This is a genomic window from Peribacillus sp. B-H-3 (assembly GCF_048572925.1).
Lineage (GTDB): Bacteria > Bacillota > Bacilli > Bacillales > DSM-1321 > Peribacillus.
In genome coordinates, this window is sequence record NZ_CP183879.1 from 3388458 (window position 1) to 3406859 (window position 18402).

Here is an 18402-nt window from a genome sequence, read left to right on the forward strand (position 1 = left end):
GAAAAAGGATGATTTTATACGGTTCAGTAAAAATATTTACGGCTATCTTAACCCATGATTCCTTTTTTCTTAAACTCAAGCTGCTTTTCGAATATGAAGCGCAGGAGGGTTTGGGTGTCAGCTTCAGAGGGATCAGCAAACTGCACTGACAGCAGCTGAAAACCGTTGTCGCTTTCACTCATCCTGATGACCCTGCTATTCATGTGGAGATACTGAATTTCTCCGGACTTCAAAGGCAGCACGAGCCACAGGGCAATCATGGAAGAAGGCTCAATATGCCGCCATCCTGCAAACCTTAATGCAGCTCCTCCTGCGCTGATATCCTCTGTAATTGCGCGAAAAGGCTGAAATTCCTGATTCAAGGGATGAATGGCTGCATCTATGGGTGTTTCGACCCTTACAAACTGCCTGCGCTGAATTTTAATAAATGTGCTTTCATCAGGACGGGACATTTGAATAGCCGGTATATTTCCCTTCACCCTTCCTAGCACTTCCGAGTCAAAAAGATATGCAGTTCCATCAGGGGATGTAAAGGTCATTTTCATTTGAGATCCGTCTGTCAGAAACACGACCTTGCCTGTCTGGGTATTGACCGGATAATCAATGTATAAGCTGTCTTCATTCATTTCTACAATCATGCATTTATATTTCTCGCGCTGAGGTGAAAATTTAGGTTCCAAAATTAATATATCGCCAATAGTAATCATCTTTCCACACACTTCCTAGATGTAATTTCCCATTACTTATGTACCGTTAAATTGATATAATTATCCGAAATATCATTCACCTGTCAATTATTGCATGAAATGAAAAAAAGGAAAAGTACATTTGTACCTTTCCTTTCCATGAATTTTAATGATTCAGTAAAATTCGGGACAATCAGCTTTGCAAGCTATAAAAATTTGTCATACATGCGTTCTGCATTCTTTAATTTTTCCACTTTTTCTTCCTGCCCTGTATTGCCATTGATGAAAATCCTGTATGTATCTTCACCAATTGTTCCAAGAAATTCATAGCAGAGCACTTCTTGGTCAACATCGTTAATGATCAATGCTTTCCGCTCTTCCATAACCTTCACCTTAGGATTGATTTTCGTCCTGGCCTGCTCAAGGGAAAGCTTTGCAGTTCCAATTTTTCTCATTTTATTGGATTTTAGAAATTCTTCTGCCGAGAAACCGATGACACTTCCGTCATCAAGTGCTATTTTCACCTTAACGGAATCAGGGTAAATCCTTACCCCGCCCACCGATCCGACAAAATTAAATAAACCTATATGGTCGTATTGTGAGCTTTCATATAAATCCAGCGAATTAAATTGATGACTCTTTAAAAATTGTTTAGCCTTCATCTCCGCCTGATTTAGACCCAATTTTTCATCATTTACCTTTCGGGTATTAATCATCCAAATAGGATAACCGCCTTTTTTGGCAATATCCATATTCGCTTCATCTTTTGTTGCGGGATCAGTCAGGGTGATGCTGTAAAACCCGTAGTTTGCGCCCTTTCCGTTACTTTCTGCTGAAACTTTTGCAGACTTGCTGAAATTCGCATATTTCCTGGCTTCCGAAACGGCCTCTTTTTTTGTTATTTCCTTCCCCTTTAAGTTTCTGTAATTTTCGTTTTGCTTTTCCATGCTGACATTGGTGGGATTTTGTGTATCAGACTCGCTGTAGCCTGATACTTTTTTTTCGACAGTTTTTAAGCCATCAATAATCGTATTATCAGACTTTGCCTTGCCTGCAGCAAGCGCAGTTTCAACATCCATCCATTTCAGATGATTTTTCAGGACAAGGTATTGTGTTTTTCTCAATTCATCCTGTATTTCCCCAGCCTGCGTATATAAAGTTTTAAGATTTGCGTATTCCTTGTCATTAAGAGGCTCCTTTTCAAGATCCCTCACAGAGGTCCGATAGCTGAAATCTCCTATTTTGGAAAGGAACTCTTCAGTTTTATTAAACGCCATCAAAGAAAGAGGCAGCTGCCCAACATCATTTTGCGCCTCGGAAGTGAGCCTCCATACATCGGTAAGCGCCGGGCTTAAAGACTTTCTGGAATTCATCGCAAGTGTGTTTCCGATTTTATCATGCAGGGTATCTACCTGATAGGCCAAATCATGGAATGCCCGCTGGTATGTATTTTCTGCATGTATTAAAACAGCGGTTTTTTCTTTATGTTCCTTATATCCCCACACAGACACCCCGATCAATGCTGCAGCGAGGACCGCAATCCCTATATTTTTGATCATCACTTTCACCTCATTGCTTAGCTGTAATTAAGATACTTGCCGGGAAAGCTTTGTTATTTGCAGAAAATATGCTTTCCGATTTTTTTAATTTGGGGCCTGGACCATATCCATTTGCTCGTTGCTGTTTCAGGGTTAAAATAGTATTGTGCATTCCCTGTAGGATCCCAGCCGTTTATGGCATCTATAACAGCTTCCCTTGCACGGTCATTGGGTGTAAGCCAAATTTGCCCGTCCGAGACTGCTGTAAAGGCTCCCGGTTCAAATATGACCCCTGAAATGGAGTTAGGGAACGACGGGCTTTCCACTCTGTTTAAAATAACCGCCGCTACCGCAACCTGCCCGATGTACGGCTCACCCCTGGATTCACCGTATACTGCATTGGCCAGAAGCTTTATATCATTTTGCGAATATCCGGCAGGCAAATTGGCTGCTGAAGCTGTACTTGTTTTTGCCGGACTATTTTTTGAAGGTGGATTCGCAGGCTTGGCAATGCCTTTGTTAGGCTTAATTTGCTTATTGATATCCACTCCGCCATAGTAAGTAAAATCATTTCCTTTTGCTATCTGCCCATGGACAAACGCACGATCAAAATTCGAGGCCTTTGCCAGCTTATTTTTTGTGGTTGTACCAGCAAGCCCGTCAATCGGCAAACCGAAATCCTTCTGGAAATTCCTGAGCGCCCAATATGTGCCCCACCCGTATACACCATCAATCTTCCCTTTAAAATAACCGATATTCTGAAGGCGTGCCTGGAGCTCTATGACATCATCACCAACCGCACCTTTTTGAATGACCTGGCCGGAAAAGGCACTTATCTTTGTTTGATGTGCTGCAAGCATGCAAACTATACAGCAGGACAGAAACAAGACCCTCCATTTTGACGAAACCCCTTTCATCAAATACACTCCCTCTTTTCATATATGGATGTAAACCTATTTTCCTCTTAATAAAAGATTTTATTCCCCGAATAACAACGCTGTTTCCGTAAACTTTGCTGCTGTGGAACAAGGGGCTTATGATGCTGCTTTCCGCAGGGCAGGCTGTGAGCTTCCCCGGCTTCCCGCTAATCCCGCAGAGTTTCGCACTTTTCTCTCTAATCAACCCTATTTCACAATGGAATCGCGTCCGAGAACTCATAAAAAACAACAATCTTAAGAAAAGAGCAGAAAAAAAGAGCCAAAAAAAAAGACAAACCTCTGTAAGTTTGTCTTTTTTATAGTGATCCGCTTGCATGGAAATCTGAAAGAAGCCTTGCCATCTTGACTTTTTTCAGGCCGAGCCACCACAGGAATACCATGAATGGAAGAATCCAATATCCCCAGGATTTTTGGGCCAACAGTATATAATCGTAAATGCCATGCAATAAAAACGGAATAGCCAGTGCAAGCAGTACATATGCCCTCTTTTTCGATTTGGCAAATTTCCCTTTGCCGATATAATAGCCCATGATCACGCCAAAAAGAGCATGGCTGGAAACCGGCAATATTGCCCTTGTGAACGCGTGTTCCACACCATTTCCTACTAAATACAGAATGTTTTCCATCGTAGCAAAACCCAAGGAGACAGATGCACCGTAAACAATTCCATCATACGGTTCGTCGAAAGCAACATGCGGATAAATCGCATAAATGAGTATGAGCCATTTAAAGGTTTCTTCCAAAAGAGAAGCAGACAAAAAGGCATGTCCAAAATCAGTGCCGACAATATTCTCCGCCTGCAGGACATATTGAAGAAACATAATCGGGAACACTAAACAAGCGCCAAATATAAAAGCCTTTATCACAACAGATAATGGTTCGGTATCATAATGGTCCTTTAAGTAAAAGTAGCTGAGCAGAGCCAAACCAGGTGCAATGCCCGCTGATAATATGACCAGCATAGGCTGACCCCTTTTCATTCTTTTTATTTAATCGTATCATGTATTAAGGAAAAAGAAAACGAAAGGGTTCATCCCTTCAGAGATCCATCAAAACACGGAGGTAACTGCGTTGAAAAAAAACATTTTAGTGATACATACAGGCGGAACCATTTCCATGACGGAGGATTCAAGAACAGGAGCGGTAATTCCCTCTGAAGAAAACCCGATGAAATTGCATTCCGGGGCTTTATCGGAAATGGCCCATTTAATTATTGATGAACCTTTTAATCTGCCATCACCTCATATCACCGCAAAAGAAATGCTGAACATAAAAATGAGAATCGATCATGCCCTAAGCGTGCAGCATATAGATGGCATTGTCATAACTCATGGCACGGACACGCTTGAGGAGACCGCTTATTTTCTTGATCTGACTTTAAATGCCAGCATCCCCGTTGTTGTGACAGGCGCCATGCGCTCAAGCAATGAAATAGGGTCTGATGGATTGTATAATTTCATCTCATCCATAAAAGTAGCTACCTGTGAAGAGGCTGCAAGCAAGGGTGTGCTTGTGGTATTGAATGATGAAATTCATTCCGCGAAAAACGTGACAAAAACTCATACAAGCAATATATCAACTTTTCAAAGCCCGCAATTCGGCCCAATCGGAATCGTTACAAAGCGAGGTGTTTCTTTCCATCACCAGCCTACCGGCAAGGAGCATTATCCCATTGATTCCATCCATAAGCGGGTTGCCTTGGTCAAGGCCCATTCCGGCATGGATTCACTCCTCTTTTATGCACTGAAAGAAATGAAGATAGACGGTCTTGTGATAGAAGCCCTCGGACAGGGCAATATGCCGCCCGGAACGATTGAAGGCATAAAGTCCCTTATCGAATCAGATATCCCCATTGTCGCTGTTTCTAGATGCTTTAATGGCATTGCACAGGATATCTACGGCTACCAGGGCGGCGGAAAACACCTGAAAGAAATGGGTGTAATCTTCTCTAATGGACTTAACGGGCAAAAAGCGAGGATAAAATTGCTGATTGCCCTCCATTCTGAAAGCTCCCAGGATGCCATCAGTGACATTTTTTCCTTATAGCTGACAGAAGAAAAGGCTCATCCTATGCATATGCAGGGCGAGCCTATTTCATTATAGTCCTTCAGTTTTCATTGACATATCTTTTGCAATGAGCCCGCCATGAAAGCGTCCATTTTCGATGAAAATTTCATTGGCATTGTTTCCCGCTGCTATAACTCCTGCAATATATATGCCTTCTGCATTAGTTTCCATCGTTTCCGGATTATGGACTGGCTTGCCTGTTTCTTCATCAATGCCGATTCCCATGCTCATTAAAAAAGAATGATCAGGATGATAGCCTGTCATTGCAAAAACGGCGTCATTCTTTAGTGTTTTTTTCACATCGCCAGTATGATAACTCACTGTGTTTTCGGTGATTTCATCTACTACCGCCCCAAATTCCATGTTAATCGTTCCGTTTCGGACGAGCGCTTCGAATTCCGGCAGAATCCACGGCTTTATGCTTGGAGAATATTCCAGTCCCCTGTATATAACCGTTACCCGTGCACCTGCTTTAACCAATTCTAAAGCAGCATCGATGCTTGAATTTTTTCCGCCAATCACCAATACATCATGATTAAAAAATGGGTGCCCTTCTTTGAAGTAATGATGGACCTTCGGTAAATCCTCACCGGGAATGCACATATAATTTGGGTTATCATAGTAGCCTGTTGCCACAACAATTTTATTTGCCTGATACTGCTGCTTCGAGGTTTGCACAAGGAAAGTTCCGTTGTTTTGTTTTTTAATGCTTTCAGCATGTTCAAAAGAATGGATGCGGAGATTTTTTCTTTTTACAACCTCCCTGTAATAAGCCAGGGCCTGGTTTCTTACTGGCTTGCGGTTTTCTGTAATGAACGCTATATCTCCAATTTCAAGTTTTTCGCTTGAGCTAAAAAACGTCTGATGTGTCGGATAGTTATATATGGCATTGACAATATTGCCTTTCTCTATGACAAGTCCCTTTATCCCGGCATCTTCAAGAGCGATTGCCGCTGCCAGTCCGCAGGGCCCGCCGCCAATTATGATTACATCTTCTATGTTCATGTCCTATACTCCTCCAGCCGGATTTTTATAGCCGGTTTTTATTGCAGAAAAACTATATTTTAATTGCTCTTCCTGCTCATCCAGAGATTTTTTTTAACGTAAAAAAATCCCCTATCAAGATAATGATAGGAGATTTTACAATCAGTTTCAATGCAGAAGGCTTATTTTATCAAATCCACCCGCGGAAACGGGATGCTTCTGCCATTTTTCTTACGCCGACCATGTAAGCTGCAAGCCTCATATCCACACGCCGGGTCTGGGCTGTTTCATAAATATTATTAAACGATTTTAGAAGTATTTTTTCCAGTCTTTCTTCCACTTCTTCTTCTGACCAGTAGTAGCCTTGATTATTCTGGACCCATTCAAAGTAAGAAACAATAACACCGCCTGAAGAAGCAAGCACATCCGGCACAAGCAGTACTCCGCGCTCAGTCAGGATCTGGGTGGCTTCGATGGTTGTCGGTCCGTTTGCAGCCTCGACAACGATTTTGGCCTGTATATTGTGGGCATTTTCTTCAGTGATCTGATTTTCAATGGCCGCAGGCACCAGGATCTCACAATCCAATTCCAGCAATTCCTTGTTTGAAATGGTATTTTTAAATAGCTTCGTAACCGTACCAAAGCTGTCACGGCGATCTAAAAGATAATCAATATCAAGGCCATTAGGATCGTATAAGGCGCCGTAAGCATCAGAAATGCCGACTACCTTCGCGCCTGCATCGTGCATGAATTTGGCAAGGAAGCTTCCGGCATTGCCGAATCCCTGTACAACTACACGGGCACCCTTAATATCTATGCCGCGCTTTTTCGCAGCTTCATTAATGACAATTGTTACCCCTTTGGCTGTGGCGGATTCACGGCCATGTGAACCACCAAGCACAAGAGGCTTTCCGGTAATGAAACCAGGCGAGTTAAATTCATCAATCCTGCTGTATTCATCCATCATCCATGCCATGATCTGGGAGTTGGTGAATACGTCCGGGGCTGGAATATCCTTAGTGGGCCCGACTATTTGGCTGATTGCCCGCACATAGCCGCGGCTCAGCTTTTCAAGCTCACGGAAGGACATATTGCGCGGATCGCAGACGATGCCGCCTTTTCCGCCGCCATAAGGAAGATCAGCAATGCCGCATTTCAAGCTCATCCATATAGAAAGCGCTTTTACTTCACGTTCCGTTACATCCGGATGGAAACGGATTCCTCCCTTTGTAGGACCCACTGCATCATTATGCTGTGCACGGTATCCTGTAAAGATCTTTACAGATCCATCATCCATTCTTACCGGAATTTTAACGGTGAGCAAACGTAAAGGTTCTTTCAAAAGCTCATACACTTCCTCGGGATATCCGAGCTTCTCCAATGCTTTATGTATTACAGTCTGAGTAGACTTCAGCACATCATGTTTTTCTTCTTCGTTAGTATGGTCAGTACCTTTTTCGGCTACCATCTGCTTACCTCCTAAAGTCTCGTTTAATAGGCTATTTTCAGGCTTTGGCTCACCTTCCATGACATAGTATACACCTTAACCAACCTTCTGCAAAGGATAAAAAAAGCAATTGTCCAATTTTTTCACATGATTTTGTAAACGTTGCCAACTCCCGGCGTTTTCAATCATAATTAAAAGATAAAAGAGTATAAATCGAGTTCTAAAATTATGGTAATATAAATTATTTGATTGATTCCATATGAACTGCCTGCAACCCGCCAAAATATCAATGTATCTTAACAGTGCCAATAGCTGGTTTCGAAAACTTTACGGCTATGAAACAAGGCAGCTGATTTCCGCGGGGCGGGCGGTGATCCTCCCGGTTCCCTGAGAAGTCTCACCTGTTCCCTTAATCCCGCAGGAGTCACGCACCTAACGCTCCAATCAACCTGATTTAACAATGGAATCGTCAAATTAGGAAAATAGCCTAAAATAAAGAAAGGGAACTCCAAAGTAAATGGAGTTTCCTTTTGAATAAGGCTTTATTTAACCGCCTATAGGGCTTTCACACCGCCATTAAATAGTACACTAGTATCTCCTTTGCCCATTCTTGGAGATTATCGCAAGCAGAAGAAAGCCTAATTCTCAACGACAAATCTGCATTTGGCATAAATTCAGCAACAGTACTCACAGAGTCATTTTTTAAAATATTCCGTCATAACTGAAATAGCATTTCCTGAAATAATGCAAGTCCCATACTCCTGAAGCCTATAAAGTGTCAGCGTAGAAACTGAGCCATATTCAGCTGCCAGGGAGATGGCCAAATTGAATAAATCTTCTCCGACATCTTCTATCCACATATAGTAATGGCCTTCAAGGCTAAACAGCGAGCTTTTAGCTATCCCATTGAACCTTAGCGAATGCGACAATTGTATGACGTCCTCAAAATCTTCGAATCTGTATAAAATGTGCGGATGCTCCCCTACCTTAACCTGCAGGTCCAAAAACTCATCTTCATCAGACAGCAGCTCTTCTTCGTCCTTTGTGACGATAATAACCAGTCCCTGAGCCTGGAGGCTGAAAATCTCAATCGCAATGGATCCTGTCATTTTAAAACTTAATTCATCACATGCTTCTTCTACCATATCCTGAAAAAGCTTGTGGACCTTCAGCGAATTCCCTTTTATATCTTCTTTCGTTATGCCTCTGTCGATAAGGTCATCTAAGGTTAAAAATATTTTTATTTTATTGTTGGTCAATCGCTCAAGCTTCATAAAAAAATGCCCCCTGGATACCATCTTCATATATCATATGAAGGCGGCTATCTGGGGTGCATATATCCTAAGAGGTTTGAATAGACGCATCAAGCCAGTTTTCCCATTCAGTGCGGGAATTTCCGACAAGACAATCTTTGTACTTTTTTAAGACAGCGGGTGAAGAGGCATCAACAGCCGCACCGCCAATTCCTACAGCAAGATCAGGAAACTGCTTTTTCAGTTCGCCGATCAGCTCGAGTGCCGGGTTTAAGCAATCTATCATGGTGCAGGAAAAAAACAGCCCTTTAGGTTTGATGATATCAAGGACAACAAAAAGATCTTTTTCTGCAATGCTTGGCCCTAAGTAAACCGTTTGATATCCTTTTCTTTTTAAAAACAATGAAAAAATCAGCAATCCAAATTCATGCCATTCTCCCGGAGCACAGACTGTAATCACTTTAGGCAGCATGCTGTTGACCGGCAGGGTATGCATGATAAAGCTGATTCTGCTTCTTAATACAGATGATGCGAAATGCTCGTGGGCAGATGTAATCTCCCCTTTTTCCCACATATCCCCTATCTGAACCAGAAGCGAGCCTAAGATGTTCACGACAGCCTGTTCAATCGTATACATACCAAAAGCCTGATTGATAATGCCATGTGCCCTTGTTTCATCAAAGCTTAAAAGAGCCTGAAGAAGCTCGTCCCCCAGGTTCTTTTCATGCGGGCCCTCGTCTGGATGATCTTCACTTTCCTCTTTGGGGTCATCCCGGTCCAAAAGAGCAATGGCCTGGGAAATGGTAAATCCCTGGTTTAATTTAGCAATCAGCCATTTGAGCGTTTTCACATGCTGTTCTGTATATAGACGATGCCCTGATTCGTTCCTTACAGGAGCAATTACTTTATATCTCCGTTCCCAAGCCCGCAAGGTACCTGGCATGATGTCCAGCATTTTAGAAACTGCTTTTATATTGTATTTTCCTTCCTGCATCCTTCATAAGTCCTCCATCCAGAACGTTCTACTGAAAAAAGTATAGAACATTACATAGGCGATGTAAAATTCCAATATGCTGTACGCTACATTTGCAGCTCATTTCTTATTGCTGAGGTCTTCTCTCCCTTTTGGATAGTGATTATATGCGTTTCCGGTTTGGCCCCGAGCCTGAGAGGAACCGTACTTGTCCCATAGCCATTGCTTGTTAGATATACACAATCTCCTTCAGTGTAAATGCTGCCGATTTCATAAGGCCCATAACCGAATACCCTGATCTGCCCTCCATGCGTATGCCCGGATACTACCAGGCTGATACCATGTTCGTCTTCAATTTGTTTTTTCACGATAGGATTATGTGAGACCAATATCCGGAAAGTCCCTTTTTCGGCATCAGAAAGCGCCAAATCAAGCCGGTCCCGTTCTTCGCTGATATCATCAATGCCAATCAGCGAAATTTTTTCTCCCTGTTCTGATTGAAAAGATACCGCAGTATTATCAAGAATCCTGACTCCATGATCCAGAAGCATCGCATCGAGTGAATGATAGTCACCTTCATAATCATTGTTGCCCCATACGAAGTAGAGAGGTCCCGCTTCTTTAAGCTTAATGATATTGTCTTCTGCCTGTTTTAAGGCAACGCCGCCTTCTCTAATATCTCCCCCGAGTATCACCATGTCGGCTTTTCCCTTGACTGCCCCGATCAGCTTATCCGTAACCCGTCTTCTATGTATATCAGAAATAAAAAAGACCGTAACCTTCCCAAAGGATTCAGGAAATTGCGGGAATGTAAGATCTTCCGACAAAACACGGTCCAAAAAAGCATTTCTATACATAATCACTATAATCACAGCAATAATTGCTGCAATAACTGCAAGGCATATTAATACAATCATCGCAAAGGCAAACCTTCCCTCTAATAAGATCTGATTTAAAAAACAGCGTTATTCGATACATTGATTATTGACATTCCTATATATTCCTACACTATCTATAAATGACTGTCAGTGCAAGCTTTGTATGGCTGTATATATCTCAGCCTGCGCAGGATATTCTCCCCGCCTTTGTTTTGATAAAAAAAATCCCCTCATTGAAGAGAGAATATGCATGTATTTATTTACTTTCATGATATAGGTTTATATCATAGTTGCTTTTCATCATTTCAAATACCTTATGGCGGTTTTTCCACTCCTGTTCCTTTTTCCAGAGATCCTTGCTTTTATCAATAATTTCACAGCGCAAGCCATGATACTCTTTTTCAGCTTTATCCATTTTCTTTTTAATCATAAGCATATACCCATACATGCCTATTGAAGCCGATAAAAATACAAAGTGTGAAAAGCGGTCAACAAACATTGAAAACATAGTAAAAAAAGAAGAAGAATATGGTACAACAATATAATAATACACATACCCAAACAATAGGACAGCCATAATCATAGAGGTCCAAATGCTGAAAATATGCTTGTTTTTTAAGCGTTCATATTTTCTTTTTTTCTCAATTACTTTCTGAAGCATTTGCCTTGTTGCCTGATCTGTATTTTCATCAAGCATTATAATCGCAGAGTCCATGACAGTCTGCCCCCTTATAACATTCTCTCAGGAAAACTATATGCGCTTGTACCAAATATATTCCGCAAAGAAAGGCACCGGGCTGGCAGCCCTGCTTACGGGATGATTTTTAGATAAGACTGTTTTCGTAAACTTTGTTGCTTTTTAAAAGGGATTTTTGATTTCCCTGCGAAATAACATACGTGAAGCCAAGGTGTTGAATAAGGAGTAATGGAGGAGTTCGTAAGTTGCTGCCAATACGAATGGACGAAATTCCTGTTGAAATAAAAGAATATTTAAATAAAATAAATTCTATAAGCTATCCGCGCCAAGGTTACACCTCTGATGTAGGATTGATTAATAGTGACCAAGGATTTTTTGTACTTAAAAGGACAAAGGGTAAAGTGTTTTGTTCTATATTAAAAAAAGAACGATTCATTTTAAACATTTTAACCAATAAGACAGAATTGCCCATTCCAAAGGTGAAAAAATTTTTAGAGGTAGAAAATGATACTGTTTCTTGGATCCTAATGGATTTTTTAGAAGGAGAAACTTTAAGGTCGTCAGCTTTACTCAATGAGAAGAAAAAAGAAAATCGTCATGAAATAATATTTAACTTTGGCAGAATCTTGTCTCAAATACACTCAACGCCGTGTCCCGATGAATTAATAAATGAACATCGCTGGCTTAACCTAATGCTGTATAAAGCAGAAAAAAACAGTAAAATCCATGAGGTAGACGGAACTAAAGAGTTATTAAAAAGCATAAAAGAAAATCAGCCAAAAGACTATAATCAAACCCTTATTCACGGAGATTTTACGATAGATAATGTATTGGTATCACATGGAGTAATTACTGGAGTTATCGATTGGGGCTATGGAGCATTTGGAGACCCCAGGTTTGATGTTTCATTAGCTATTCGTCCTAAACGGAATGCTTTTGAAAATGAGATAGATAAACAAATATTTTTTGAAGGCTATGGAGGAAAAATTATCACTGATAATGATTATGATTATTTTGCTAATGGGTTATATGAATTCTTTTAATTTTACATTGTTATTACCGGCTTTGAATAGATCTTCTAAATACTCGGCCCTGCCCACTGGAGACTGCCCAGAAGGACAGCAACAATATACTCGAAAACAGGAAAATTAAAAAAAGCCAGATTCCTTTAAAATCGGCTTTGTTAATGTACATTATTGATGTTTGCACTTTGTTGACTGGAGCAGGTGTGCCACAATCCTGCAGGACTATAATATGCTCCCGTAGAGCAAGCATCCCTGCGTTCCAATCAACAGCAAATTCAACATAGCTTATCCTGTATTTATTGATTGGCCATGCAGCTTTGCATAAAACATGATTTCCCTGGATTTATTGTTTAATCGGGATTTTAAGTATTTGGCCCGCTGCTAAATCGTAGCTAGACAAGTGATTCCACTTCATTATAAGCGGTATGCCGTCCTTTGAATGGTAATAAGTCATTGAAATATGGTACATTGTTTCCTGCGGTTTTACGGTGTGCAGCAGTATTTTATAGTGGCTGGCAGAAGCAGCCGGCGCACTTTTTGCATTTCCGCTGTATACAGGAGCAGCCTTTTTCTGCGCTTTTGCTGTTTCAGCTTTCTTGGGCGCTGCCGAGGCTGTTTCAGCTTTCTTCTTTGGTGACGTCCAAGCAGGCACTGTTTTTTTCTCAGATGCTGCGGAAGCTGTTTCCGCATTCCTCTCAAGTGCCGGAGAAGCTGTTTCGGCATTCTGCTGCGCACTTTGAGTTTCCGTTTTTACAGGGGCAGCAGATTTCTTCTCCGTTTCCCCTGATGCATCTTTCTCAATTTCCCCAGCCGTGCTTACAGGTTCATCGACAATTTCCACCTGCTCAACATTGGATGGCTCAGAATGAGAAAGTATCTTTAAGGGACTTTTAAAATGGGCATTCAAAAAGTAAATGGTAATCGGCAAAAGAATAAAAAATAAGGCCAGCAGCTTAAGCAGAGGAAATTTGATTTTCAATTTGGTTTTCTTTTTTTTATTTCGATGTATTTCACTTCTGCTTGGCAGAGGCGGATATGTTTTCAGCCTCTCTGCTTTCGTTCTCAGCTCATGGGCTTGATCTTGCTGTGAAGTTCTTTCCGTGTCCATAAACATCCTCTTTCTTCAGGCTTTTCCCTGCTTATTTTTCAGTATAATTCCCAGGATGAAATCAATAATAAAATGGGCAGTGATGGTTACCATTAAATTTCCTGTTACGCTATAAATCCAGCCGATAAAAAAGCTAAGGCCGGCAATGTTCACCAGCAGATACCATTTAAATAAATAGCGGTAATGAACGAGCGCGAATATAACGCTTGTCCAAACTAGCCCAATATTTGTCTGGATTACCCCGCGAAACAGCACTTCTTCGCAAAAAGCGACAATCAGGGCAGCTGCAGGCACCAGCGGATAGCTGAGGCTTTTAAAAATCCTTTCGTTGACGCCGCCATCATCCTGCCAGGAAGCAGGAATGGTTTTCATCATGATTATATCAAAAGCCACAACAGCAGCTCCTGCCGGCAGTCCAATCACCGCAATATTGATGTCGCTTATCCTGAACAAGGCAGTAAATGAGGCGATATCCGGGAATAAAAATAGACCTAAAAGCAGGGCCGCCGCCAATAATATCAGCTGCGTAATAAATAAGTTATAGATCAGCTGTTTATCTGAGAGCTGTTTGATCAATTCCGCTTGTTTATTTTTCATCGTGAACATCTTTCAGAAGCAAAAACCGGGCTAATTCTTCTTTCCAGCTGAAGTAAAAGTTGTCCCCGTGATTACCTTGATCTGGCATGCTTTTAAAAAAGTCCTCTGCCCTCAATCCGCAATGGTCACAGCAATCCTTTTCCTTCTTGCCTGCCGGCGTCTCTTCAAAATATTCCATAATTCCTGTACGCCTGCACAATGTACTATGCAGCCATCCGAAAAAGCGATGAAACTTTTTCAAATTGTATTGCGTTCTGTCAGCTGCATACTCTTGCATATCTCTTTGTATATCCCCTATACTTCTCAATCGGTTATTTTGAATGAAATGTTTAATGAACCCCCACTGAGTTTCATTCAGGGAGTATGCCATCATCAGCTTTTCTTCTTCCTCTAAAATCACATCAAGATTTCCGCCATGATTTCTTATAAAGGAAAAAACAGCCTCCATCTGGACGGGAAGAGGAAATTGCTGCTCCAAAAGACGAATGGGCAGGCCCTCATCTCCTTCGGAATATAGGAGGACTGCCAGGCTTTCTAAACCGTCCCGTCCTGCCCTGCCGATTTCCTGGACATATGACTCCATGCTGGCTGGGGTGTGAAAATGGATGACAAATCTGACATTTTCCTTGTTGACACCCATGCCAAACGCGGATGTTGAACAGATGATATTCAGCTGGCCGTTTAAAAATTGCTGCTGGATCAGAATCCGATTTTCCTGTTCCATTCCCCCATGATAGCAGCCGACCCCTTTTATTCCCATTTCCAATAATTTTTGCGCTGACGATTCCGCGGCCTTTTTACTCGAAAAGTATATGATTCCTGGTCCCTGTAAGGATTGGACCAGTTCGTTTAAACGGTTTAATTTATCATCAAAAGAATGATGCTTTTCCACAATAAGTGAGATATTGGCACGGTCAACGGAGGAAATCACTTCGCGGCACGAGCTAAGCCCCAGCTTCTCTTTAATATCGCTCCTCACTTCCCTTGTTGCGGTAGCAGTAAGTGCTAACGTAAGCGGATTGGATAATTTCCCTCTAATCACGCCTAGTTCGAGGTATTCCGGCCTGAAATCATAACCCCATTGGGAGATACAGTGAGCCTCATCAATGACAAACAATCCGATTTCGAGACGCATCAAAGCTGCCTTGACATGTTCAAGTACGAGCATTTCAGGTGACATAAATATGAAACGGAAATCCTGCAGGTTTGCGATTGCCTTTCTTTTTTCAGCTGGAGATAAAAAGGAATTCAGCGTCAAAACGCTCTTTTCCCCACCTGCTTTCAGCTGTTCCGCCTGATCCTGCATCAAAGACAGAAGCGGTGAAACAATAATAACCGGCTTATTCAGCAGATATGCCGGCAGCTGGTAGCATAACGATTTACCTGACCCAGTCGGCAGCATGCCAATCGTGTCCTCCCCGTGAAGAAGCGAGGAAATGATTTCCTCCTGGCCGGGGCGGAACTCCTTAAAACCAAAATATTTATTTAATGCTGCATGTAGATTCATAAGTTATCCCCTGCTTTAGCGAGCACAAGACGAATTTTAAAAAAGCTGATGCTTTCATCTTTTACCAGCATTTTAATGGATTTTAACTGTTTAGTTTTACTTTCGCCAGCTGCCTGTAAAATGACCATTTTTTCTTTCTCCGATACATAGTCATGGATCGGAAATTCTTTGTCAGCCAGTGCAATTTCGACGATATGGTCTTCTATGGTATTTGACTTAAGTTTCCTTATTCCCGCTATATCCTGCAGGGAATAGCCTTTTGCCAAAAAGTCAAGTGTAGCTTTTGACGATTGTGTCAGGGAATCATTATGGCTTTTTCCCTTATTTTTCAGCAAGGATGCCAGCAAAGGGTAATCCCCCTTGCCTAATGATATTTGCTCCATCATAAAATGAATGGTACCCAGGAATACAAACTTTATATGCCATTCATCATCTGCAAGCTCTGCAGCAATCTGATTATATGTATTGCCTATACGGTGGCTTCCGGACAATTTCAGCACAAATATTTTCTGCTCCAGTGCTTCCCTTGTTTCTAAAAGACTGACCAGTTCGGAATAAAGATGTTCTGCCAAAAGAAGGCGGTTTTTTCCTGTGCCAGACAGAAACTGTTTCACAAAGCTTTGTATGCCCAGATTCCGCTGAATCGGATAAAAGGATTTTTGAGAGCGAATAATATGCGAAAGGGATTGGATAAGCAATGAAAGCCGCCCCCAAAAAGCAAAAGCTTCACTTTGAAATTTCAATCCGTTAAGCGCCGCCGGCAATGGCTGTTTGTCCAGATAATCTGTGAGCAGTTCCTCTCCCTGCCGGCTGATGATAAAATGATCTTCTCTTGTTCCAGAATCAATCAGCCCATTTTTCTCCAGCCCTACCGCTGTTTTCATCAATTCTTCCCTAGAAAGCGAAGGAACGGTCCCAAACAAGGGAGCCAGGCGGAAGAAGTGTGCATCCTGGATGGTCTGTGACGATTTTTTTCCTTTTAGCATATGATAAATTCCATGAACCGAGCGTTCACCTTTAAACTTTTTAATGCTATATAAAATAACTGCCTCTAAATAGTGGCGAATCAATGTCCATCACAACCCTATAGTAAAGTTAGTTCCATTGTATCAAATTGCAGGAATCACCGTGATAATTTATTACCGCCTGAAACATAGAACAGCCAAAATGAAAGATAAAATCTTCAAATTTCTTGGACTCAGCAAGCGTTCAGCTGACAGGTGAATGGTCATTTTACAAACTGAAAAAATAACAGGGACCCTCTTTCCAGCTCGCTGTATTAGAGATTTTTATTGAAAAGTTTGTATTTCAGTTTTACAATAGTAAAGAGTTAGAGCTTCCAACCTCTTGGGAGCGATAGCGCTGAACCTACCGGGAGGGATATTAATGGCAAAATATACAATCGTTGATAAAGAAACATGTATCGCATGCGGCGCTTGCGGTGCTGCTGCGCCAGACATTTATGATTACGATGACGAAGGAATCGCATTTGTTACGCTTGATGACAATGAAGGCATCGTCGAGATTCCAGATGTTCTCCTTGATGATATGATGGATGCATTTGAAGGCTGCCCGACAGATTCAATCAAAGTTGCCGATGAACCATTTGACGGCGACGCAATGAAATTCGAATAACAAAAAAAGCCATCTCAAAATGAGGATGGCTTTTTTTGTTATTCTTCCCCAAAGTGTTGGTACCGTTTATTCCATATACATACATGTTAAAAGGTCTATTTATCGAGCAAGCAGCAAAGTTTACGAAAGCAGCCTTTCTTAAAAATATTTAATTTCTAATTTTCGCCTATTTTAACTTCCTGTTTTGACAGTAAGTTAACTATTATTAAAAATATTACTGATAGTAAAAGTGGGCTAAATAATATCCATGGAGCAGTTAATATATCGTTTATGCTCTGTCCAATCATACCAGCCCATTCTCCGGATTGGGATAAGTATTTTGCATCTCTTTCGGGATCTGCTGCAATATTCCCCGGCTTTATTCCCCCAATGAAATATTTAAATACCCCCAAATGAATTAATAGTAATAAATTAGCTGAAATTTGCTGTAAAAATAAACTAATTAAGCGATTTTTCATAACTGGCACTATATGTTTCGTTAAGATACGCCAATTAGAAGCACCTAAATGCATTGAGGCCTCTATGTATGAACTTTTTACTATTTCTTTCATTTCATTTGAAACAGTATTTATTAATATAGGAAATCCCACAAAAATGATGATCAAAAGCTGAATTATAATCATTTTGGTATAGCCCATTTGAGTCTTCAAGAATATAAGGTCTGGAGAAAGAATATTTACTAAAACAAAAGCCGGAATATACTGAAAGGGCATTAAAAAAAGCTGTATTTTATTGCTGACCTTCTTAAGTGGAAATACTAAAAGATAAGCACATGTAATGCTAATTATGATTCTGGCAAGAGATACTATAGTAATGAAAAAAATGGTGTATTTTGCACCATCGAGTACTCTTAAAACTAAATCATTTCCTCCTCTATCAGTTCCTAATGGATGATGAATGGATGGAGGAAATGGAGCAAATTCAGTATCACCATTTTCTGTTATATGTATTCTATCAGCCTTAATATGTTCCTTAACTATTACACTATAAAATAAACTAATGATACATATCGTTATTAATATAACTAAAAGTGTTAGCAGTGGCTTTTTTTTAATAAAATTCAACATAA

18 protein-coding genes are annotated in these 18402 nt (G+C 41.0%); 3 read left to right on the top strand and 15 right to left on the bottom strand.

Going from position 1 to position 18402, the window contains the following annotated elements:
- Positions 1 to 47: 47 nt before the first annotated feature.
- The 4 genes from ACN6MY_RS16850 to prsW all read right to left on the bottom strand — a co-directional run bounded on the left by ACN6MY_RS16850 (position 48) and on the right by prsW (position 4124).
- Entirely contained in the window at positions 48 to 707 is a 660-nt protein-coding gene (locus tag ACN6MY_RS16850) for a flagellar brake protein (protein ID WP_419881224.1), read from the bottom strand.
- 185 nt (positions 708 to 892) lie between these two features.
- Positions 893 to 2245, bottom strand: a complete 1353-nt coding sequence (gene ypeB, locus ACN6MY_RS16855) for a germination protein YpeB (protein WP_419881225.1) — start codon at positions 2243 to 2245, stop codon at positions 893 to 895.
- Between the two features lie 53 nt (positions 2246 to 2298).
- Positions 2299 to 3084 (bottom strand): spore cortex-lytic enzyme, encoded by a 786-nt coding sequence (sleB, locus tag ACN6MY_RS16860; protein WP_419884195.1) that lies wholly within the window; start codon positions 3082 to 3084, stop codon positions 2299 to 2301.
- A 374-nt stretch (positions 3085 to 3458) separates the two neighbouring features.
- Positions 3459 to 4124, bottom strand: coding sequence for a glutamic-type intramembrane protease PrsW (prsW, locus tag ACN6MY_RS16865; protein ID WP_419881226.1), 666 nt, complete (start codon positions 4122 to 4124; stop codon positions 3459 to 3461).
- A gap of 154 nt (positions 4125 to 4278) precedes the next feature.
- On the opposite strand from prsW, the gene ACN6MY_RS16870 reads away from it, so the two are divergent.
- Positions 4279 to 5208, top strand: coding sequence for an asparaginase (locus tag ACN6MY_RS16870; protein ID WP_419884196.1), 930 nt, complete (start codon positions 4279 to 4281; stop codon positions 5206 to 5208).
- A 51-nt stretch (positions 5209 to 5259) separates the two neighbouring features.
- Here ACN6MY_RS16870 and ACN6MY_RS16875 read toward each other — a convergent pair whose 3' ends face one another.
- The 6 genes from ACN6MY_RS16875 to ACN6MY_RS16900 form a co-directional block, all read right to left on the bottom strand.
- Positions 5260 to 6234, bottom strand: a complete 975-nt coding sequence (locus tag ACN6MY_RS16875) for a YpdA family putative bacillithiol disulfide reductase (RefSeq protein WP_419881227.1) — start codon at positions 6232 to 6234, stop codon at positions 5260 to 5262.
- A 169-nt stretch (positions 6235 to 6403) separates the two neighbouring features.
- Complete coding sequence (locus ACN6MY_RS16880) at positions 6404 to 7681, bottom strand: Glu/Leu/Phe/Val family dehydrogenase (protein ID WP_419881228.1); 1278 nt, start codon at positions 7679 to 7681, stop codon at positions 6404 to 6406.
- A gap of 674 nt (positions 7682 to 8355) precedes the next feature.
- A complete protein-coding gene (locus ACN6MY_RS16885) occupies positions 8356 to 8934 on the bottom strand; it encodes an adaptor protein MecA (protein ID WP_419881229.1) in 579 nt (192 codons plus the stop codon).
- 67 nt (positions 8935 to 9001) lie between these two features.
- A complete protein-coding gene (locus tag ACN6MY_RS16890; RefSeq protein ID WP_419881230.1) occupies positions 9002 to 9907 on the bottom strand; it encodes a MerR family transcriptional regulator in 906 nt (301 codons plus the stop codon).
- An 86-nt stretch (positions 9908 to 9993) separates the two neighbouring features.
- Complete coding sequence (locus ACN6MY_RS16895; RefSeq protein WP_419881231.1) at positions 9994 to 10803, bottom strand: metallophosphoesterase; 810 nt, start codon at positions 10801 to 10803, stop codon at positions 9994 to 9996.
- A 217-nt stretch (positions 10804 to 11020) separates the two neighbouring features.
- Complete coding sequence (locus ACN6MY_RS16900) at positions 11021 to 11479, bottom strand: YpbF family protein (RefSeq protein WP_419881232.1); 459 nt, start codon at positions 11477 to 11479, stop codon at positions 11021 to 11023.
- A 227-nt stretch (positions 11480 to 11706) separates the two neighbouring features.
- Here ACN6MY_RS16900 and ACN6MY_RS16905 point away from each other — a divergent pair, with 227 nt between their 5' ends.
- Complete coding sequence (locus ACN6MY_RS16905; RefSeq protein ID WP_419881233.1) at positions 11707 to 12504, top strand: phosphotransferase family protein; 798 nt, start codon at positions 11707 to 11709, stop codon at positions 12502 to 12504.
- Positions 12505 to 12829: 325 nt separating this feature from the next.
- Here the strand turns inward: ACN6MY_RS16905 and ACN6MY_RS16910 are convergent, their stop codons facing one another.
- Genes ACN6MY_RS16910 through ACN6MY_RS16925 form a run of 4 tightly spaced genes read right to left on the bottom strand, consistent with a single transcriptional unit; the run spans position 12830 to position 16684 of the window.
- A complete protein-coding gene (locus ACN6MY_RS16910) occupies positions 12830 to 13594 on the bottom strand; it encodes a LysM peptidoglycan-binding domain-containing protein (protein ID WP_419881234.1) in 765 nt (254 codons plus the stop codon).
- Between the two features lie 15 nt (positions 13595 to 13609).
- On the bottom strand, positions 13610 to 14191 hold the full coding sequence (locus ACN6MY_RS16915; protein ID WP_419881235.1) for a CPBP family intramembrane glutamic endopeptidase: 582 nt from the start codon (positions 14189 to 14191) through the stop codon (positions 13610 to 13612).
- Positions 14181 to 15698 carry a RecQ family ATP-dependent DNA helicase gene (locus ACN6MY_RS16920; RefSeq protein ID WP_419881236.1) on the bottom strand — a complete coding sequence of 506 codons (1518 nt, stop codon included), beginning with the start codon at positions 15696 to 15698 and terminating at the stop codon, positions 14181 to 14183. Before ACN6MY_RS16920 ends, ACN6MY_RS16915 begins: the two co-directional genes overlap by 11 nt.
- Positions 15695 to 16684, bottom strand: a complete 990-nt coding sequence (locus tag ACN6MY_RS16925; protein ID WP_419881237.1) for a helix-turn-helix domain-containing protein — start codon at positions 16682 to 16684, stop codon at positions 15695 to 15697. The genes ACN6MY_RS16920 and ACN6MY_RS16925 overlap by 4 nt, the downstream gene beginning before the upstream one ends.
- 400 nt (positions 16685 to 17084) lie before the next feature.
- Here ACN6MY_RS16925 and ACN6MY_RS16930 point away from each other — a divergent pair, with 400 nt between their 5' ends.
- Positions 17085 to 17333, top strand: a complete 249-nt coding sequence (locus ACN6MY_RS16930) for a ferredoxin (protein WP_071351144.1) — start codon at positions 17085 to 17087, stop codon at positions 17331 to 17333.
- Positions 17334 to 17488: 155 nt separating this feature from the next.
- Here ACN6MY_RS16930 and ACN6MY_RS16935 read toward each other — a convergent pair whose 3' ends face one another.
- Complete coding sequence (locus tag ACN6MY_RS16935) at positions 17489 to 18400, bottom strand: ABC transporter permease subunit (RefSeq protein ID WP_419881238.1); 912 nt, start codon at positions 18398 to 18400, stop codon at positions 17489 to 17491.
- Between the last annotated feature and the right edge of the window lie 2 nt (positions 18401 to 18402).